Here is a 15,080-nt window from a genome sequence, read left to right as displayed (position 1 = left end):
CCCGGATGAATCGCGAACCAGCAGAGACACCAGGACTGGCGGACACCGTCGTCGCCGGCGGGGAGGCGGCCGCGCTTCGGGAGCGCCGGGTCTCGCGCGCGTTCGTGAGCCTCGCGGACACGTTGGTCGACGACTTCGACCTCGCCGAGTTCCTGCACATGCTCGCCGACTACTGCGTGGACCTGCTCGAGGTGGACGCCGCCGGGGTGTTGCTCGCCGACCAGCGTGGCGGCGTGCGGATGGCCGCCGCGTCCTCGGAGAAGGCCGAGCTGATCGAGGTGTTCGCCGCGGACACCGAGGGCGGCCCGTGCGTCGAGTGCGTGCACACCGGGCAGCCCGTGTTCAGCCCGGACCTGGCGGCAGACGCCCCCCGGTGGCCGAGATACGTCGCCGCGGCCGAACTCTGCGGCTTCGCCGCGACCCACGCCCTGCCGATGCGGCTGCGCCGCGAGGTGATCGGCGCCCTGTCGCTGCTCAACACCAAGTCCGCCGGCGTGCGCCCGGTCTCGACCGAGCTCGGCCAGGCGCTCGCCGACGTGGCCACCATCGGCATCCTGCAGCAACGCAGCATCGACCACGCCGAGATCCTCACCGAACAACTGCAGACCGCGCTCAACACCCGGGTCATCATCGAGCAGGCCAAGGGCATGCTCGCCGCGCACAGCGGCACCCTCACCCCCGAGCAGGCGTTCACCGCGCTGCGTGCCTACGCCCGCGCAAACAACCGTCGCCTGGCCGACATCACCAGCGCGGTACTCGACGGCACCGCCGACGTCGAGGCCATCATCAGCCACAACGCCGGCTGACGCCGACGCGCGGTCCGGGAACCCGGGGGTGAACCGCTCAACCGTGGGCGCGTTCGTCCTGGTGTGGGAGCGGGGCGCCGTCGGGCACCGCGTCGCGGGTCAGCTGGTACCAGGCGCGCAGGTTGGTCGGGGTGTGCCAGTCCGGCAGGTTCTCCGCCAGCCGGCGGTGCTCGGCGAGCGCGGTAGCGCACAGCTCGTGCCACGCGGCGATCGGCGCGGGACGATGCCGCAGCCGGTCATAAAGGGTGAGTTGGGCGCTCAGCGAGTGTCTGAACGCGGAGGCCTCCGGGCGCGGGGAGCGGGCCAGGGTGGCTAGCGGCCGGCCCGCGCATTCGGGGCAGTCGCAACTCCAGCCGGGTGGGGTCTGGGTCGCGAGGGTGGGTAGTGGGCGGTGATCGAGCAGCGGGGGGACGAAGGCGGCGATCGACGGTAATCGGGGCGCGCCCGGTCCGCCTCGGGGATAGACGTGGCGCAGCGCGGTCGTGGTGCCGATGGCGGCGGTGTGCGCGCCGTGGAAGCTCGCGGCGATGGCCGAGATGTCGGCGCGCAGCAGCAGGATCGGCACGTCGGCGGCCAGCAGGGACAGGAATCCCCTGATCAGGTACCGCACGCTGAACGGGTCCTTCGGGTGTTCGATGGCGACGGCCGCCGGCAGGCCGAAGTGGTTCAGCTCGGCCACCAGGCCGTCGACCGAGTGCTCGAACCAGCGCGCGGCCAGCGGCAGCATCGGGATGACCTGGCCCGGCTGGCGGGCCGCCTCGGTGAGGATCCGGCGCAGGCCGCCCCAGTCGTGCTCGGCGAGGTAGCCGGAGTCGGTGACCGCGACCAGGCCGAGGTCCTGCTGTTCGGCGGTCCAGGCCGCGTGTGGGCCGGACACCGCGGTGGAGCGGCGTCTGCCGGAGTAGCGGTTGGCGTCGCACAGGATCGGACCGGTGAAGCCGTGCTCACGCAGGGCCCGCACCACGGGTCTCGGGGTGCGGCCGGTGAGTACCAGACCGGTGTCGTGCGCGGTCGCCACACGCGCCGCGTTCTTTGCCTGCCCAGGCTGACATTGGACGAGCAGCCGCCCATGCAGCTCGCCAAGATTGCTCCCCACCATGTCCTATACGGTGCAGCGCACGGGATGCCCTGTCACCGCATGTCATCCAAATGCCGCCAGGACCGTTCAAACGGTGGATGAGGTCGTTGCCCTGCGCGCACGAAATGGGTTCTGCCGAGCTAAATCGCGACGTTACGTTCGGCAACAATTACCCAGAGTGTTCAACTGTGCTGTCCCGGACAACGAGGTCGGTGGCCAGCTCGACCCGTGGGCTGTCCGGTTGCTCCCCGCGGGCGAGCCGCAGCAGGGTGCGCGCGGCCAGCATGCCCATCTCGGTCAGCGGCTGGCGCACGGTGGTCAGCGGCGGTGAGGACCAGCGGGCCTCCGGCAGGTCGTCGAACCCGACCACGCTCACGTCTTCTGGCACCCGCAGCCCCCGCTGGCGCAGACCCTCGTACACGCCGAGCGCCATCTGGTCGCTGGCCGCGAAGATCGCCGTCGGCGGCTGCTTGAGGTCCATCAGCTCGGTCGCGCCCCGGAAGCCGGACTCGTGGTAGAAGTCGCCCGGCCGGATCAACGCGTTGTCCACCTCGATACCGGCCGCGTCCAGCGCGGCCCGGTAGCCGTCGAGCCTGGCCCGGCTGCACAGCAGCCCCGGCGGGCCGGCGATGAAGCCGATCCGGCGGTGGCCCCGCGCGGTCAGGTGTTCGGTGGCGGCCATCCCGCCGGCCCAGTTGGTCGCGCCGATGGTCGGCACGTCCAGCGCCGGTCCGCCGGCCGGGTCGATGACCACCGTGGGCACGTTCAGCCTGCGCAGCTCGGCCTGGTGGGCCGGTTGCAGCGTGGACAGCACCAGGATGACCCCGTCGGACGCCCTGGCCCGCAGGTTCTCCAGCCACTGCCGGGTGGCCCCGGAGTGCCGGTGCACCGCGCTGACCACGGTGCCGATCGCCGCCGCGTGCGCCACGTCCTCGACGCCGCGGATGATCTCCACCGCCCACGGGCTGTCCAGGTCGTTGAACACCAGGTCGATCAGCCCGGCGCTCTCCCGTCTCCTGGACACCCGCCGGCGGTAGCCGTGCTGGGCCAGTAGTGCCTCGATCCTGGCCCTGGTCTGTGGCGACACGTCCGACCGGCCGTTGAGTACCCGGGATACCGTGGGCACCGAGACCCCGGCTTCCTGAGCGATCACGGTGATCGTGACCTTCTTCTCCCCGTCAGTACTCACTGGCTGGTCCGCCTCCGATTCCCGAAACACTTCCGGAAGGTTACCTGCTGCCGAGCCGGGGATCGCCGGTCTTGGTGATCGGCCCCAGCGCGCGATCACAAAAGTTTCGGAGTATGAACGATACTTGCGACGACTCAGGTCGCAGGCTACGACGGTGTCTGCGGGGCGTCAATCCCTTGATGCGGCCGTAATAGGAGGGTTAGCGTGGAGGTGTTGGTTCCGAAAAATTTCGGAACATGAGGGACGGGATAGCGGCATGCTCAACGAGTCTGAGGGGGCGGCGACGGTCGTGGAGCCGTGGCGGGACCCCCGACGCCCGACCGACGAGCGCGTGGCCGATCTGCTCGGCCGGATGACCCTGTCGGAGAAGGTCGCCCAGCTGTACTCGATCTGGCTCGGCATGTCCGAGGGGGACGACGACGTCGCGCCGTTCCAGCACGACCTGGTCGACGCCCAGCTCGACTGGCCGGCGGTGATCAAACAGGGCCTCGGTCAGCTCACCCGGCCGCTGGGCTCGGCACCCGTGACCCCGGTCGCCGGTACCGCCAGGATGGCGGTGATGCAGGCGGAGATCATGGCCGCGAGCCGCTTCGGCATTCCGGCCGTGGTGCACGAGGAGTGCCTGTCCGGGCTGATGGCCTGGGGCGCGACCATCTACCCGACCGCGCTGGCCTGGGGCGCGAGCTTCGACGCCGGCCTCGTCGGCGACATGGCCGGCCAGATCGGCGCCATGATGCGGGAACTCGGTGTCCACCAGGGACTCGCGCCGGTGCTCGACGTGGTCCGCGACCCGCGCTGGGGCCGCACCGAGGAGACCATGGGCGAGGACCCGTACCTGGTCGCCACCCTGGGCACCGCCTACGTGCGCGGCCTGGAGTCGAGCGGGCTCATGGCCACGCTCAAGCACTTCGTCGGCTACTCCGCCTCCCGGGGCGCGCGCAACTTCGGCCCGGTGGCGATCGGTCGCCGCGAGTTGGCCGACGTGTTGCTGCCGCCGTTCCTGCTGGCGGTGACCGAGGGCGGCGCGCGGTCGGTGATGAACTCCTACGCCGAGATCGACGGGGTGCCGCCGGCGGCCGACCGCGACCTGCTCACCGGCATCCTGCGGGAGCAGTGGGGCTTCGAGGGCACCGTGGTCTCCGACTACTTCGCCATCGGGTTCGTCCAGACCCAGCACGGGCTCGCCGCCGGGCCGGAGCAGACGGCCGCGTTGACGCTCACCGCGGGCGTGGACGTCGAACTGCCCAACGTCCGGTGCTACGGCGAGCCGCTGATCGCCGCGGTCCGCTCCGGACTGGTCGACGAGTCCGTTGTCGACCTCTCGGTGACCAGGGTGCTGCGGCAGAAGTTCGCGCTCGGCCTGCTCGACCCGGACTGGGAACAGCCCACTGTGGACGGACGGATGTCGCTGGATCCGCCACCCGCGAGGGAGCTCGCCGGCCGGATCGCGCGGGAGTCGGTGATCCTGCTGAGCAACGACGGCACGCTGCCGCTGGCCGCGGGCGCCCGGGTCGCGCTGATCGGCCCGCAGGCAGACACCGTCGACGCGATGCTCGGCTGCTACACCTTCCCCAGCCACGTCGGCAGCCAGCACGCGGAACTGCCGCTCGGGGTGGACATCCCGACCCTGCTCGACGCGCTGACCGCGGAGCTCGGCTCCGCGTTGGTCGAGCACGCCCCCGGCTGCGACGTGACCGGCGGCGACCTGGCCGGCATCGACGACGCGGTGGCCGCCGCCGGGCGCGCGGACGTGTGCGTGGTCGCGGTCGGCGACCGGGCCGGACTGTTCGGCCGGGGCACCTCCGGCGAGGGCTGCGACGTGCCGGACCTGCGGTTGCCCGGCGACCAGCCCCAACTGCTCGAGGCGGTGCTGGCCACCGGCACCCCGGTCGTGCTGGTACTGCTCAGCGGCCGGCCCTACGCCCTCGGTCCCTACGCCGACCGGGTCGCGGCGATCGTGCAGGCGTTCTTCCCCGGCGAGGAGGGCGGGCCGGCGGTCGCCGGCGTGCTCACCGGCCGGGTCGAGCCGGCCGGCCGGTTGCCGGTCAGCGTGCCGGCCGACCCGTACGGCCAGCCGAGCGGCTACCTCGCGCCGGTGCTCGGCCGGCACAACGACGCCAGCTCGGTCGACCCGACCGCGTTGTTCCCCTTCGGCCACGGACTGTCCTATTCGGACTTCTCGTGGTCCGGGTTCACCCAGTCCGCGCAGGAGATCGCCACCGAGGGCGGCACGGTGACCGTCGGGCTGACGGTCACCAACACCGGCGAGCGGCCAGGTGCCGAGGTCGTGCAGCTGTACCTGCACGACCCGGTCGCCCAGGTGACCCGTCCGGTGATGCGCCTGGTCGGCTACACCAAGGTGCGGCTCGCGCCGGGGGAGTCGCGCGTGGTGGAGTTCGCGGTGCCGGCGGCCGCGGCGGCGTTCACCGGCCTGGCCGGACACCGGGTGGTCGAACCGGGGGAGCTGGAGCTGCGGCTCGGCTCGTCGAGCGCGGTGGTGCGCCACGTCGCCCGGCTTCGGTTGGCCGGACAGGAAGTCGTCGTCGGGCCGACCTCTTTCGCATCGGTTGCCGTTAACGTCAGGTGACATGGCGACTTTTACCAGCGCGATCGTGGGCACCGGGGAGATCGCGGGGTTCCACGCGGCAAGTCTGCGACGGCTCGGCGACCGGTCCCGGATCGTCGCGGCCACCGACATCAACGACACGGCGCTGACCGCGTTCGGGGAGAAGTGGGCGGTGCCCGCGCGCTACCCGGACCTCGACACGCTGCTCACCGAGGAGGCACCGGACCTGGTGCACCTGTGCACCCCGCCGGGGCTGCACGCGCCGCAGGCGGTCGCGGCGCTGCGCCGGGGCGTGCACGTGCTGTGTGAGAAGCCGCCGGTGCTCAGCCTGGCCGAGCTGGACACGATCGCGGCCGCGGCCAGTGCCGGCGGCGCGCACTTCGCCACCGTGTTCCAGCACCGCTTCGGCAGCGGCGCGGCGGCGTTACGCGGGCTGGTGGGCGATCCGGCGCTCGGCCGGCCGACGGCCGCGGTGTGCCACACGTTGTGGTTCCGGCCGGACGAGTACTTCGCGGTGCCCTGGCGCGGCGGCTGGGACGTGGAGGGCGGTGGACCGACCATGGGCCACGGCATCCACCAGTTCGACCTGCTGCTGTCGGTCATGGGGCCGTGGCGGGAGGTGGTGGCGGTCGCGGCACGGCAGGCCAAGCCGACCGCGACCGAGGACCTGTCGTGCGCGATCGTGACCTTCGCCAACGGCACGGTCGCCACGGTGATGAACAGCGTGGTGTCCCCGCGCGAGACCAGCTACCTGCGGTTCGACTTCGAGCACGCGACCGTCGAGCTTGACCACGTCTACGGCTACGGCGACGAGAACTGGACGGTGACCGCCGCGCCGGGACACGCCGACGAGGTGGCCGCCGCGTGGGCCACCGGCCCGACCGGGGTCCGCAGCGGGCACGACGCGCAGCTCGGCGCGGTGCTCGACGCGCTGGACGCCGGCACCCCGCCGCCGGTGTCGCTCACCGACACCCGGTCCACGGTCGAGCTGATCGCGGCCATCTACGCCTCGGCGTTCACCGGCAGGCGGATCGGCGCGGGGGAGCTGGGGCCGGACTCGCCGTTCTACCGGCGGATGGACGGAACGGGGGCGCCGTGGGCCTGAGCCTGGTCGAGGAGCACGGCACGTCGATGCGGATCTCCAGCGATGGCACGGAGATCGCCAGATACGTCTACGGACCGCCGGACGCCCGGCTGGAGTCGCCCCGGCCCTACCTGCATCCACTGCGGACCCTCGGCGGGCGGGTGGTGTCGCTCTACCGTCCGCACGATCACGTGTGGCACAGGGGAATCGCGTGGTCGCTACCCAACGTGTCGCAGCCCGGCGTCGGCACGGCGAACTTCTGGGGCGGCCCGACCTACCTGCGCGACCGCGGCTACGAGCAACTGCCCAACAACGGCGCCATGCGGCACACCGGGTTCGCCACGGTGCGCGCGACCGGCGAGCAGGTGAGCCTGGTCGAGTCGCTGGTGTGGCAGACCGAACAGGGCCAGACCTGGTTCACCGAGGAACGCACGCAGACCTTCGAGCAGGTGGCCGACGCGTGGGTGGTGCGGTTCGCGACCCGGTGCACCAACGTCTCCGGCGGCGAGCTGGCGATCGGCAGCCCGACCACCGAGGGCCGGCCGAACGCGGGCTACGGCGGCCTGTTCTGGCGTGGCCCGCGCTCGTTCACCGGCGGTGTCGTGCACGCGCCGGGCAGGGTCGGCGGCGACGAGCTGATGGGGGTACGCGCCCCCTGGCTGGGCTTCGTCGGCCGGCACGACGAGCACGGCGGGAGCTCGACGCTGGTGTTCCTCGCGCCGGACGAGCCGAAGTGGTTCGTCCGGTCGCAACCGTTCGCCGCGGTGTGCCCGGCGCCGTTCTTCGACCGGGAAGTGATCGTTGACGCTGACCAGACGCTGTCCTGTCGCTACACCGTGGTCATCGCCGACGACGCGCCGGACCCGGCCGCACTGGCCAGGGTTGTGGGATGAGTAATCTCCGCGCATGGCTTTTCGTGGTGTGGTAACCGGAGATGACATCGATTTCGCGGTACGCGATGCCATCGACGCTGGCACGCCGGACGCGACGGTGGCCAAGCTGATGGCGGCGGTGACCGATCCCGCGCGGCGCGGGATCGAGTTCTCGGTGGCGTACGCGATGCTCGCGGTGAGCGAGGTGCAGCTGAAGTTCGGCCGCCCGGCCGAGGCGGAGGCGACCCTGCGGCAGGCGGTGGCCGACGGCGTGCGCGACGACGGCGTCGAGATGCTCGCCTACCTGGCGGCGTTCCTCGCCGACACCGGTCGGGCAGAGGAAGCCGCGTCCGAGTGGGCGAAGCTGACCGAGCTTGGCCGGGCGGGCGCTACCGAGCACCAGGTCTACGGCGAGGCACTGGAGGCGGCCGGCGAACTGGCGGCGGCGGTGCGGATCTACGAGGCCGGCCAGGCGATGGCCGACGGTCCGCTCGCGACCCAGCTGCGCAAGGCGGCCGGCCGGGCCCGCGGCGCCGGCGCGGCGGCGCCCGCGACGGCCGGTCGGGTGCGGCCGCCGAGCGTGCTGTTCTGGCCGAAGTCCGAGCACACCAGAGCGGTGGCGACCTGGCCGACGCTCAAGGACGACCTCGGCGTCGACTGGGACGAGCACCGGGCGTCGGTGGAGCGCACGCTGGCCAGGGTCGATGAGCCGACCTACGGGGTGGCCGACTACGACGTGTTCGCCGCGCGGACCAGGGGGGTGCCGCCGATCGGCACCACGATCAGCTCGTACCTGCGGTCGTTGCCGGTGGCCGGGACGTGGCCGCCGGAAGGCGGCGCGGCGTGCTGGTGTGGCTCCGGGCAGCGGTACAAGCGGTGCTGCCGGATGCGCGGCCAGGTCAGCGGCTGAGCCTCACGGCTGTTCGGCGAGCACCTCACTGGCGAGCACCTCACTGGCGATGGCGAACGCGCGGTTCGCCGCCGGAACGCCCGCGTAGACCGCGGTGTGCAGCAGGACCTCGGCGATCTCGGCGTGGGTGAGCCCGTTGCCGACCGCGGCGCGCACGTGCATCGGCAGTTCGCCGAACGCGTGCATCGCGACCAGCGCGCTCAACGTGATGGCACTGCGCGTGCGCCGGTCCAGACCCGGCCGCGCCCACACCGAACCCCACGCCGACTCGGTGATGAACTCCTGGAACCCGGCGGTGAACGCGGTCGTCCCGGCCACCGCCCGGTCGACGTGCGCGTCGCCGAGCACCGCCCGGCGCACCGCCATCCCGGTGTCCCAAGTGGACTCCCGGAGGTGCTCGAGGATCAGCTCGGTGAACCGCTCCGGGCGTTCCACGTTGCCAAGGTGGGCCGCGTCGTCGACCACCGCGAGCTTCGCCCCCGGCACCGCCGTGGTGATCGCCAACCCGTGCTCCGGCGGCGTCGCCTGGTCCCGCGCGCCGGCGATCACCAGCGTCGGCGCGGAGATCGACGACAGGTCGTCCTCGATGGACATCGTCTCGAGCGCGGCACAACAGGACGCGTAGCCCTCGGCCGGCGTGCCGGCGATCATCGCCCGCAGCCGGCCGGCCAGCGCCGGATCGGCCGCCGGTGTCAGCCAGCGGCCGACCACCGCGTCGGCCAAAGCGTCCATTCCGGACTCCCTGGCCGCGCGCGCCCGGTCGACCCACATCGTCGGCGGGCCAAGGCTGGCCGACGTGCAGCACAGCACCAGCCGGTGCACCCGCGCCGGCTCGTGCGCGGCCAGCCACATGCCGACCATGCCGCCGAGCGACAGCCCGACCAGCGACGCCCGCGCCACCTCGAGCCGGTCCAACAGCGCCACCAGATCGCCGGCCAGCTCGGCCAGCGAGTAGGGCCCCGGCGGCACCGGCGACCGGCCGTGCCCCCGGTGGTCGTAGCGCACCACCCGGAAACCCGCCGCCACCAACGGTTCCACCTGCGGGTCCCACATCCGCAGGTCGCTGCCGAGGGATCCGGACAGCACCACTACCGGGCCGTGCGCCGGCCCGTGCACCTGGTGGAAGACCTCAGTCGCCATACAGATCGAACTCGCTGATCCCCGGCCGCGCGCCGACCCGGATGAACCACTCGGTGCCGAACACCACGTCGAACACCTCGTCGGGCATGGCGAGGAAGAACGACTGCTCGCTGATCTGGCTCGGGTGCGCGCGCATCGCCTGGCGCTTGTAGCTGGTCCACTTGGTCACGTCGACCTGCGTGGTGAGCACCGCCTCCGGCGAGCCGAAGGTCTCGTCGAACTCCGGCGGCTCGACCCCACCGTCCGGCTGCGCGAACGCCGACCGCGCCCGGTTGGCCGCGTCCCGGTTCATCGTCGCCTGGTACACCCTCGGCGTGCCGGCCAGCTCCGCGGCGCGCATCCCGACCCGGTGCACCTGGATGTGGTCGGGGTGGCCGTAGCCGCCGTGGTCGTCGTACACGGTGAGGATCTCGGCGTCCTCCTCACGCAGGATCGCCGCCAGCCGCTCGGCCGCCTCCTCGACGTCGGCCTGCCAGAACGTGTCCGGCACGTCGTTGGTCGGCTCGCCCATCATCCCGGAGTCGGTGTACCCCAGGAACTCCACGCGTGCCACGCCGAGAACGTCGGCCGCGTCCTTGGTCTCCCGGACCCGGCGCTGCCACAGTTCCTCACCGTCGTCGAGGAAGTCGTCCGGCACCTCGCCGAGCTCACCCCTGGTCGCCACCACCAGGACCACCCGGTGCCCGTCTTCGTGCGCCTTGCGCATCACCCCGCCGCAGCTGATGCACTCGTCGTCAGGATGGGCATGAAAGGTCACCATCGTCGCCATGGGCCCGAACCTACGCGACCGGTCGGACAGGATTCGCGGGGTCACCCGGTTCGTGGCGGACCTTCCGGCGTCGGCGTCGGCTCCGCCACCGGACTGACCGCCGGCTCACCCGAGGCCGACGCGGCCGCCGTCGGATCGGTCGCGGTCGGCGCGGGCACCGGCGCGGCGCGCGGCAGCGTCTCCGGCGCCGGCAGCCACACCAGCGCCGCGACCAGGCACAGCGCCCCGGTGACGGTGAACGCGGTGGCGTAGGAGAGCTGGTCGGCGAGCATCCCGGCGACGATCGGGCCGAGCACCGCGCCGATGTCGGCCGACATCTGGAACGTGGCGAGCACCGGCCCGCCCCGTGCCTCGGACCCGATCACATCGGCGACCGTGGCCTGCTGCGGCGGCGCGAGCAGCCCCGCGCCGAGCCCGGCGACCACGGTGGCGACCATGAACGTGAACACCGAGTCGGTCCAGCCGACCCAGATCGTGCCGCCGGCCGACACCACCAGCCCGGCCAGCAGGATCGGCTTGCGCCCGATGGTGTCCGCGAGCTTGCCCGACAACAACAGCATGACCACGTTGCCGGCGGCGAACACCGCGAGCGCGGTCCCGGCGAACGCGTCGCCCTGGCGCAGCACCTCGGTGACGAACAGCGGGACCAGCGACACCCGTACGCCGAACACCGCCCACCCGTTGGCGAAGCTGGAGCCGAGGGCGGCGAGGTAGGCCCGGTGGCGCAGCGCCTCCCGCACGGTGAACGTCGGCGCCTGGTCGTTGTTGACCCGCGCGGCCAGCGTCGAGTTCCGCAGGAACCACCAGACGATGAACACCGCCACGAACAGCGCTCCGGCGTAGACCAGGAACGGCGTGCGCAGCGAGATCGTCAGCAGGCCGCCGCCGAGCAGCGGGCCCATCACGTTGCCGAGCAGGAACCCGGTGCCCCACAGGCCAGAGGCCCGGCCGCGCAGCGGCGGCGGGGTGAGCCGGATCAGCAGGGCGATCGCCGAGACGGTGAACATCGTCGACCCGATACCGCCGACCGACCGGAACGCCACCAACTGCCAGTACTCGCCGGCGAAGGCGCACGCCCCGGTGCTGACCGCGACGATGGAGATGCCGGTCAGGTAGACCTTCTGCTCGCCGAGCAGGGTCACCATCCGGCCACTCGCCGGCGCGAACACCAGCCGGGTCACCGCGAACGCGCTGACCACGATCGAGGCCGCGGTCACACTCACGTCGAAGCTGCGGGCGAAGGTCGGCAGCGCGGGCGCGACCAGGCCGAACCCGGCGGCGATCACGAAGTTCGCCGCGACCAGGACCCAGACTTCCCTGGGTAAGCGGGTGGTGCCGCCGGCCGCCGACGTTGCCGATGCGGCGCCCACGCGCGACCACCTACCCCACTTGTCGTCCCTACCGGTCTGCCTGGCCATAACCACACCGGTTGGCCAGGCATTCCAGGTAAAGACTCACATGTCCGGCTCAGGGCTCGGTCAGGTGTGGCTGAGTCCCGTCCGCGTCAGCTGGTGGCGATGTCCCGCCGGCGGAAACCGGCCAGCCCGATCGCGACCAGCAGCGCGGCGATCGCGGTCAGCACCACCAGCGGGGTCGCCGGCAGGTCACCGCCCGGCAGCTTGGGGGTGTGGGTGAAGGGGGAGAGCTCCATCATCCACTCCGGCAGGTTCAGCACCGGCCCCAGCTGGCCGAGCAGCAGGAACAGCACCAACGCGCCCCAGCCGACGAGCGCCAGCGCGGGCGCGAGCCCGAAGACCGCGACGGTGATCCCGGTGAGCACCCACACCGCCGGCAACTGCACCAGCGCCGCCACCAGCACGCGCCCCAGCTCCCCGAGGTCGCCGACCGCCGCGCCGTGCGCGAACCCGGCGAACACGCCGAGCACGAGGATCAGCAGCGTGCTGCCGCCCAGCGCGATCAGCACGTGGCTCGCCGCGTAGCGCAGCCGGCTGACCTGGGTCGCCAGTAGCGGTTCGGCCCGGCCCGCGGTCTCCTCCGCGCGCAGCCGCAGCGTGGCCGAGATGCCGTAGGCGGCCACGATCACCCCGATGATCCCCATCTCCGCGGACAGGAACGCGTCGGTCAGCCCGCGCTCGCCGCCGAGCTTGGTGATCATGTCGCGGGCCTGCGGGGTGTCGGCGATCTCGCCGACCTGCGAGGCGATGCTGCCCACGATCAGCCCGCCGAGCGCGAGGCCGACCAGCCAGCCGAGCAACCCGCCCCGGTGCAGCCGCAGCGCGAGCGCGAACGGCGTGCGCAACCGGGGCCCGGCCGACGCGGGGCCCGGCCGCTGGGCGAGCAGGCCCGCGCCGTGGTCGCGCCTGGCGACCAGCGCGTAGGCCGCCGCGGCCACCAGTACCGAGAACACCAGCAGGTAGCCGAGCACCCACCAGCGGTCCCCGGCGAAGGGCCGCACCTGCTGGGCCCAGCCGATCGGCGACAGCCAGGACAGCCAGGTCGAGGTGTCCGCGCCGGCCGCGTCGCCAACCGCGCGCAGCAGGTAGGCCGCCGCGAGCACCGCCGCGCCGATGCCGTTCGCGGTGCGCGCGTTCTCCGTGACCTGCGCGGCCAGTGCGGCGACCGCGGCGAACGCGATGCCGGCACCCGCCCAGGCCAGCCCGAAGGCCAGCGCCCCGGCGCCCGGCAGCCCGGCGCCGATCAGTGCCAGCGCGGTGAGCACGGCCAGCACCAGGCTGGTGCCGACGGTGAGCAGCAGGGCCGCGGTCAGCGTCGCGTACCGGCCGACGACCGCGGAGCCGATCAGCTCCAGGCGCCCGGACTCCTCCTCGGCGCGGGTGTGCCGCACCAACATGAAGATCGACACCAGCGCGACCAGCGCCGCGCCGAACGCGCCGAGCTTGATCAGTGAGACCGCGCCGAGCGAGGTCGGGTCGAACACCCGGCCGTACAGCGCGAGCGTGGCCGGGGTGTCGTTGACCGCCGACGCGGCCCGCACTCGGGACTCCAGCGTGGGGAACAGGCCCTGGGACGCCGAGGCGGAGCCGGCGGCCGTGACGACGAACAGCAGGATCCACAGCGGTGCGAGGATCCGGTCGCGGCGCAGCGCGAGGCGCAGCAGCGCGCCGGTGCCGGCGAGACCGTCGCGCTGACCGGTCGTGGCGACCCTGGCCGGCGCGGGTAGGGCGGTGGTGGTCATGTGGACGACACCGCCGCGTGCCGGCCGCCGTTCTCGGCCACGTCAGCCTCGTAGTGGCGCAGGAACAGCTCCTCCAGCGTCGGCGGCTGGCTGGTCAGGCTGCGGACGCCGACGCTGGTCAGCTCGCGCAGGACGGCGTCGAGCTCCTTGGTGTCGACGTCGAACCGCGCCTGGTTGCCGGTGATCCTGAGGTCGTGCACGCCGGGATGGCCGGTGAGGCCGGTCGGCGGTCCGGCCAGTTCGGCGGCGATCGACGTGCGGGTCAGGTGGCGCAATTCGGCGAGCGTGCCGGTCTCCACGGTGGCGCCGAGCCGGATGATGCTCACCCGCTCGCAGAGGGTCTCCACCTCGGCCAGGATGTGGCTGGACAGCAGCACGGTGCGGCCGCGCTCGCGCTCCTCGGTGATGCAGTCCTGGAACACGGCCTCCATCAACGGGTCCAGCCCGGAGGTCGGCTCGTCGAGGACCAGCAGCTCGACGTCCGAGGACAGCGCGGCGACCAGGGCGACCTTCTGCCGGTTGCCCTTGGAGTAGGTGCGGCCCTTCTTCGTCGGGTCGAGGTCGAAGCGCTCGAGAAGCTCGTCGCGGCGCTTGGTGTTGAGGCCGCCGCGCAGCCGGCCGAGCAGGTCGATGACCTCGCCGCCGGACAGGTTGGGCCACAGCGACACATCGCCCGGCACATAGGCGAGTCTGCGGTGCAGGGAGGTGGCGTCGGTCCACGGGTCGCCGCCGAGCAGCGCGACCTCGCCGGCGTCGGCCCGCAGCAGGCCGAGCAGGACGCGAATGGTGGTCGACTTGCCCGAGCCGTTGGGCCCGAGGAAGCCGTGTACCTCCCCGGTACGGACCGTCAGGTCCAGACCGTCGAGCGCACGCGTCTGGCCGAACGTCTTGACCAGGCCAGACACGGAGATTGCGGTTGTCATGACCCCGAAGCTACAGTCGGTTCACAAAGTTGTGAAGTTAAGAAAGCGTATAAACTGACCAGGTTCACACCATCCGGGATGGAGGATGCGCAGCGTGGCCCAAGGCGAGAACGAGGAGGCGGTAGCCCGGTTCGTGGAGCGGTTCGCGCTGCTCCTGGTCGACTCCGGAGTACCGAGGATGCCGGCGCGGGTGTTCGGCTCCCTGCTGGTGGCCGAGGACGGCAGCCGGACCGCGAGTGCGCTCGCCGAACAGCTGCGGGTGAGCCCGGCGGCGATCTCGGGTGCGGTGCGGTACCTCATGCAGGTCGGGCTGATCATCCGGGCGCGGCATCCCGGGGAGCGCCGGGACCACTACGAGGTGACCGACGATCTCTGGTACGAGGCGTACGCCAACCGGGACAAGCAGCTTCAGCAGTGGGTGATGCTGATGGGGGACGGGGTCACGGTGGCCGGGGAGGACACCAGGGTGGGCAAGCGGCTGGACGAGAGCCGCAAGTTCTTCGAGTTCCTCCGCGGCGAGATCCACGTCATGATGGCGCGTTGGCGGGAGTACCAACAGGAGCATCAGTAGGTTGGGCCGGTGGTC

General features: G+C 72.2%; 13 protein-coding genes. 6 read left to right on the top strand and 7 right to left on the bottom strand.

Annotated elements, in window-relative coordinates; translation table 11 throughout:
- The first annotated feature begins 5 nt into the window (after positions 1 to 5).
- Positions 6 to 806 carry a GAF and ANTAR domain-containing protein gene (locus ACYVIP_RS34205; RefSeq protein WP_460403986.1) on the top strand — a complete coding sequence of 267 codons (801 nt, stop codon included), beginning with the start codon at positions 6 to 8 and terminating at the stop codon, positions 804 to 806.
- Between the two features lie 37 nt (positions 807 to 843).
- On the opposite strand, the gene ACYVIP_RS34200 is transcribed toward ACYVIP_RS34205, so the two are convergent.
- Entirely contained in the window at positions 844 to 1,905 is a 1,062-nt protein-coding gene (locus ACYVIP_RS34200) for a hypothetical protein (RefSeq protein ID WP_460403985.1), read from the bottom strand.
- Positions 1,906 to 2,053: 148 nt separating this feature from the next.
- Positions 2,054 to 3,073, bottom strand: coding sequence for a LacI family DNA-binding transcriptional regulator (locus ACYVIP_RS34195; RefSeq protein ID WP_460403984.1), 1,020 nt, complete (start codon positions 3,071 to 3,073; stop codon positions 2,054 to 2,056).
- Between the two features lie 256 nt (positions 3,074 to 3,329).
- Here ACYVIP_RS34195 and ACYVIP_RS34190 point away from each other — a divergent pair, with 256 nt between their 5' ends.
- The 4 genes from ACYVIP_RS34190 to ACYVIP_RS34175 are packed head-to-tail and all read left to right on the top strand — an operon-like array spanning position 3,330 to position 8,505.
- A complete protein-coding gene (locus tag ACYVIP_RS34190; RefSeq protein ID WP_460403983.1) occupies positions 3,330 to 5,660 on the top strand; it encodes a beta-xylosidase/alpha-l-arabinosidase in 2,331 nt (776 codons plus the stop codon).
- A gap of 1 nt (position 5,661) precedes the next feature.
- Positions 5,662 to 6,744 (top strand): Gfo/Idh/MocA family protein, encoded by a 1,083-nt coding sequence (locus tag ACYVIP_RS34185; protein WP_460403982.1) that lies wholly within the window; start codon positions 5,662 to 5,664, stop codon positions 6,742 to 6,744.
- Complete coding sequence (locus ACYVIP_RS34180) at positions 6,735 to 7,616, top strand: DUF6807 domain-containing protein (protein WP_460403981.1); 882 nt, start codon at positions 6,735 to 6,737, stop codon at positions 7,614 to 7,616. The genes ACYVIP_RS34185 and ACYVIP_RS34180 overlap by 10 nt, the downstream gene beginning before the upstream one ends.
- Before the next feature lie 13 nt (positions 7,617 to 7,629).
- A complete protein-coding gene (locus tag ACYVIP_RS34175; protein ID WP_460403980.1) occupies positions 7,630 to 8,505 on the top strand; it encodes an SEC-C domain-containing protein in 876 nt (291 codons plus the stop codon).
- A 3-nt stretch (positions 8,506 to 8,508) separates the two neighbouring features.
- Here the strand turns inward: ACYVIP_RS34175 and pcaDC are convergent, their stop codons facing one another.
- From pcaDC to ACYVIP_RS34150, 5 genes are all read right to left on the bottom strand, one after another.
- Positions 8,509 to 9,645, bottom strand: a complete 1,137-nt coding sequence (gene pcaDC, locus ACYVIP_RS34170; protein ID WP_460403979.1) for a bifunctional 3-oxoadipate enol-lactonase/4-carboxymuconolactone decarboxylase PcaDC — start codon at positions 9,643 to 9,645, stop codon at positions 8,509 to 8,511.
- A complete protein-coding gene (locus tag ACYVIP_RS34165) occupies positions 9,635 to 10,414 on the bottom strand; it encodes a PIG-L family deacetylase (protein ID WP_460403978.1) in 780 nt (259 codons plus the stop codon). Before ACYVIP_RS34165 ends, pcaDC begins: the two co-directional genes overlap by 11 nt.
- A 41-nt stretch (positions 10,415 to 10,455) precedes the next feature.
- Positions 10,456 to 11,784 carry an MFS transporter gene (locus tag ACYVIP_RS34160; protein WP_460403977.1) on the bottom strand — a complete coding sequence of 443 codons (1,329 nt, stop codon included), beginning with the start codon at positions 11,782 to 11,784 and terminating at the stop codon, positions 10,456 to 10,458.
- Between the two features lie 134 nt (positions 11,785 to 11,918).
- Entirely contained in the window at positions 11,919 to 13,571 is a 1,653-nt protein-coding gene (locus ACYVIP_RS34155) for an ABC transporter permease (protein WP_460403976.1), read from the bottom strand.
- Positions 13,568 to 14,494 (bottom strand): ABC transporter ATP-binding protein, encoded by a 927-nt coding sequence (locus ACYVIP_RS34150; RefSeq protein ID WP_460403975.1) that lies wholly within the window; start codon positions 14,492 to 14,494, stop codon positions 13,568 to 13,570. The genes ACYVIP_RS34155 and ACYVIP_RS34150 overlap by 4 nt, the downstream gene beginning before the upstream one ends.
- Positions 14,495 to 14,579: 85 nt before the next feature.
- On the opposite strand from ACYVIP_RS34150, the gene ACYVIP_RS34145 reads away from it, so the two are divergent.
- Positions 14,580 to 15,065, top strand: a complete 486-nt coding sequence (locus ACYVIP_RS34145) for a GbsR/MarR family transcriptional regulator (RefSeq protein WP_460403974.1) — start codon at positions 14,580 to 14,582, stop codon at positions 15,063 to 15,065.
- Positions 15,066 to 15,080 lie beyond the last annotated feature (15 nt).

It is taken from the genome of Actinophytocola sediminis, from assembly GCF_054779715.1.
This window is presented reverse-complemented; position numbering and strand designations above follow the sequence as displayed.

Bases quoted from the DNA above. Each gene is read 5' to 3' on its own strand.
- ACYVIP_RS34145 (WP_460403974.1), top strand. From the start codon at position 14,580: ATGCGCAGCGTGGCCCAAGGCGAGAACGAGGAGGCGGTAGCCCGGTTC.
- ACYVIP_RS34185 (WP_460403982.1), top strand. From the start codon at position 5,662: ATGGCGACTTTTACCAGCGCGATCGTGGGCACCGGGGAGATCGCGGGG.
- ACYVIP_RS34190 (WP_460403983.1), top strand. From the start codon at position 3,330: ATGCTCAACGAGTCTGAGGGGGCGGCGACGGTCGTGGAGCCGTGGCGG.
- ACYVIP_RS34155 (WP_460403976.1), bottom strand. From the start codon at position 13,571: ATGACCACCACCGCCCTACCCGCGCCGGCCAGGGTCGCCACGACCGGT.
- pcaDC (WP_460403979.1), bottom strand. From the start codon at position 9,645: ATGGCGACTGAGGTCTTCCACCAGGTGCACGGGCCGGCGCACGGCCCG.
- ACYVIP_RS34165 (WP_460403978.1), bottom strand. From the start codon at position 10,414: ATGGCGACGATGGTGACCTTTCATGCCCATCCTGACGACGAGTGCATC.
- ACYVIP_RS34205 (WP_460403986.1), top strand. From the start codon at position 6: ATGAATCGCGAACCAGCAGAGACACCAGGACTGGCGGACACCGTCGTC.
- ACYVIP_RS34150 (WP_460403975.1), bottom strand. From the start codon at position 14,494: ATGACAACCGCAATCTCCGTGTCTGGCCTGGTCAAGACGTTCGGCCAG.
- ACYVIP_RS34175 (WP_460403980.1), top strand. From the start codon at position 7,630: ATGGCTTTTCGTGGTGTGGTAACCGGAGATGACATCGATTTCGCGGTA.
- ACYVIP_RS34200 (WP_460403985.1), bottom strand. From the start codon at position 1,905: ATGGTGGGGAGCAATCTTGGCGAGCTGCATGGGCGGCTGCTCGTCCAA.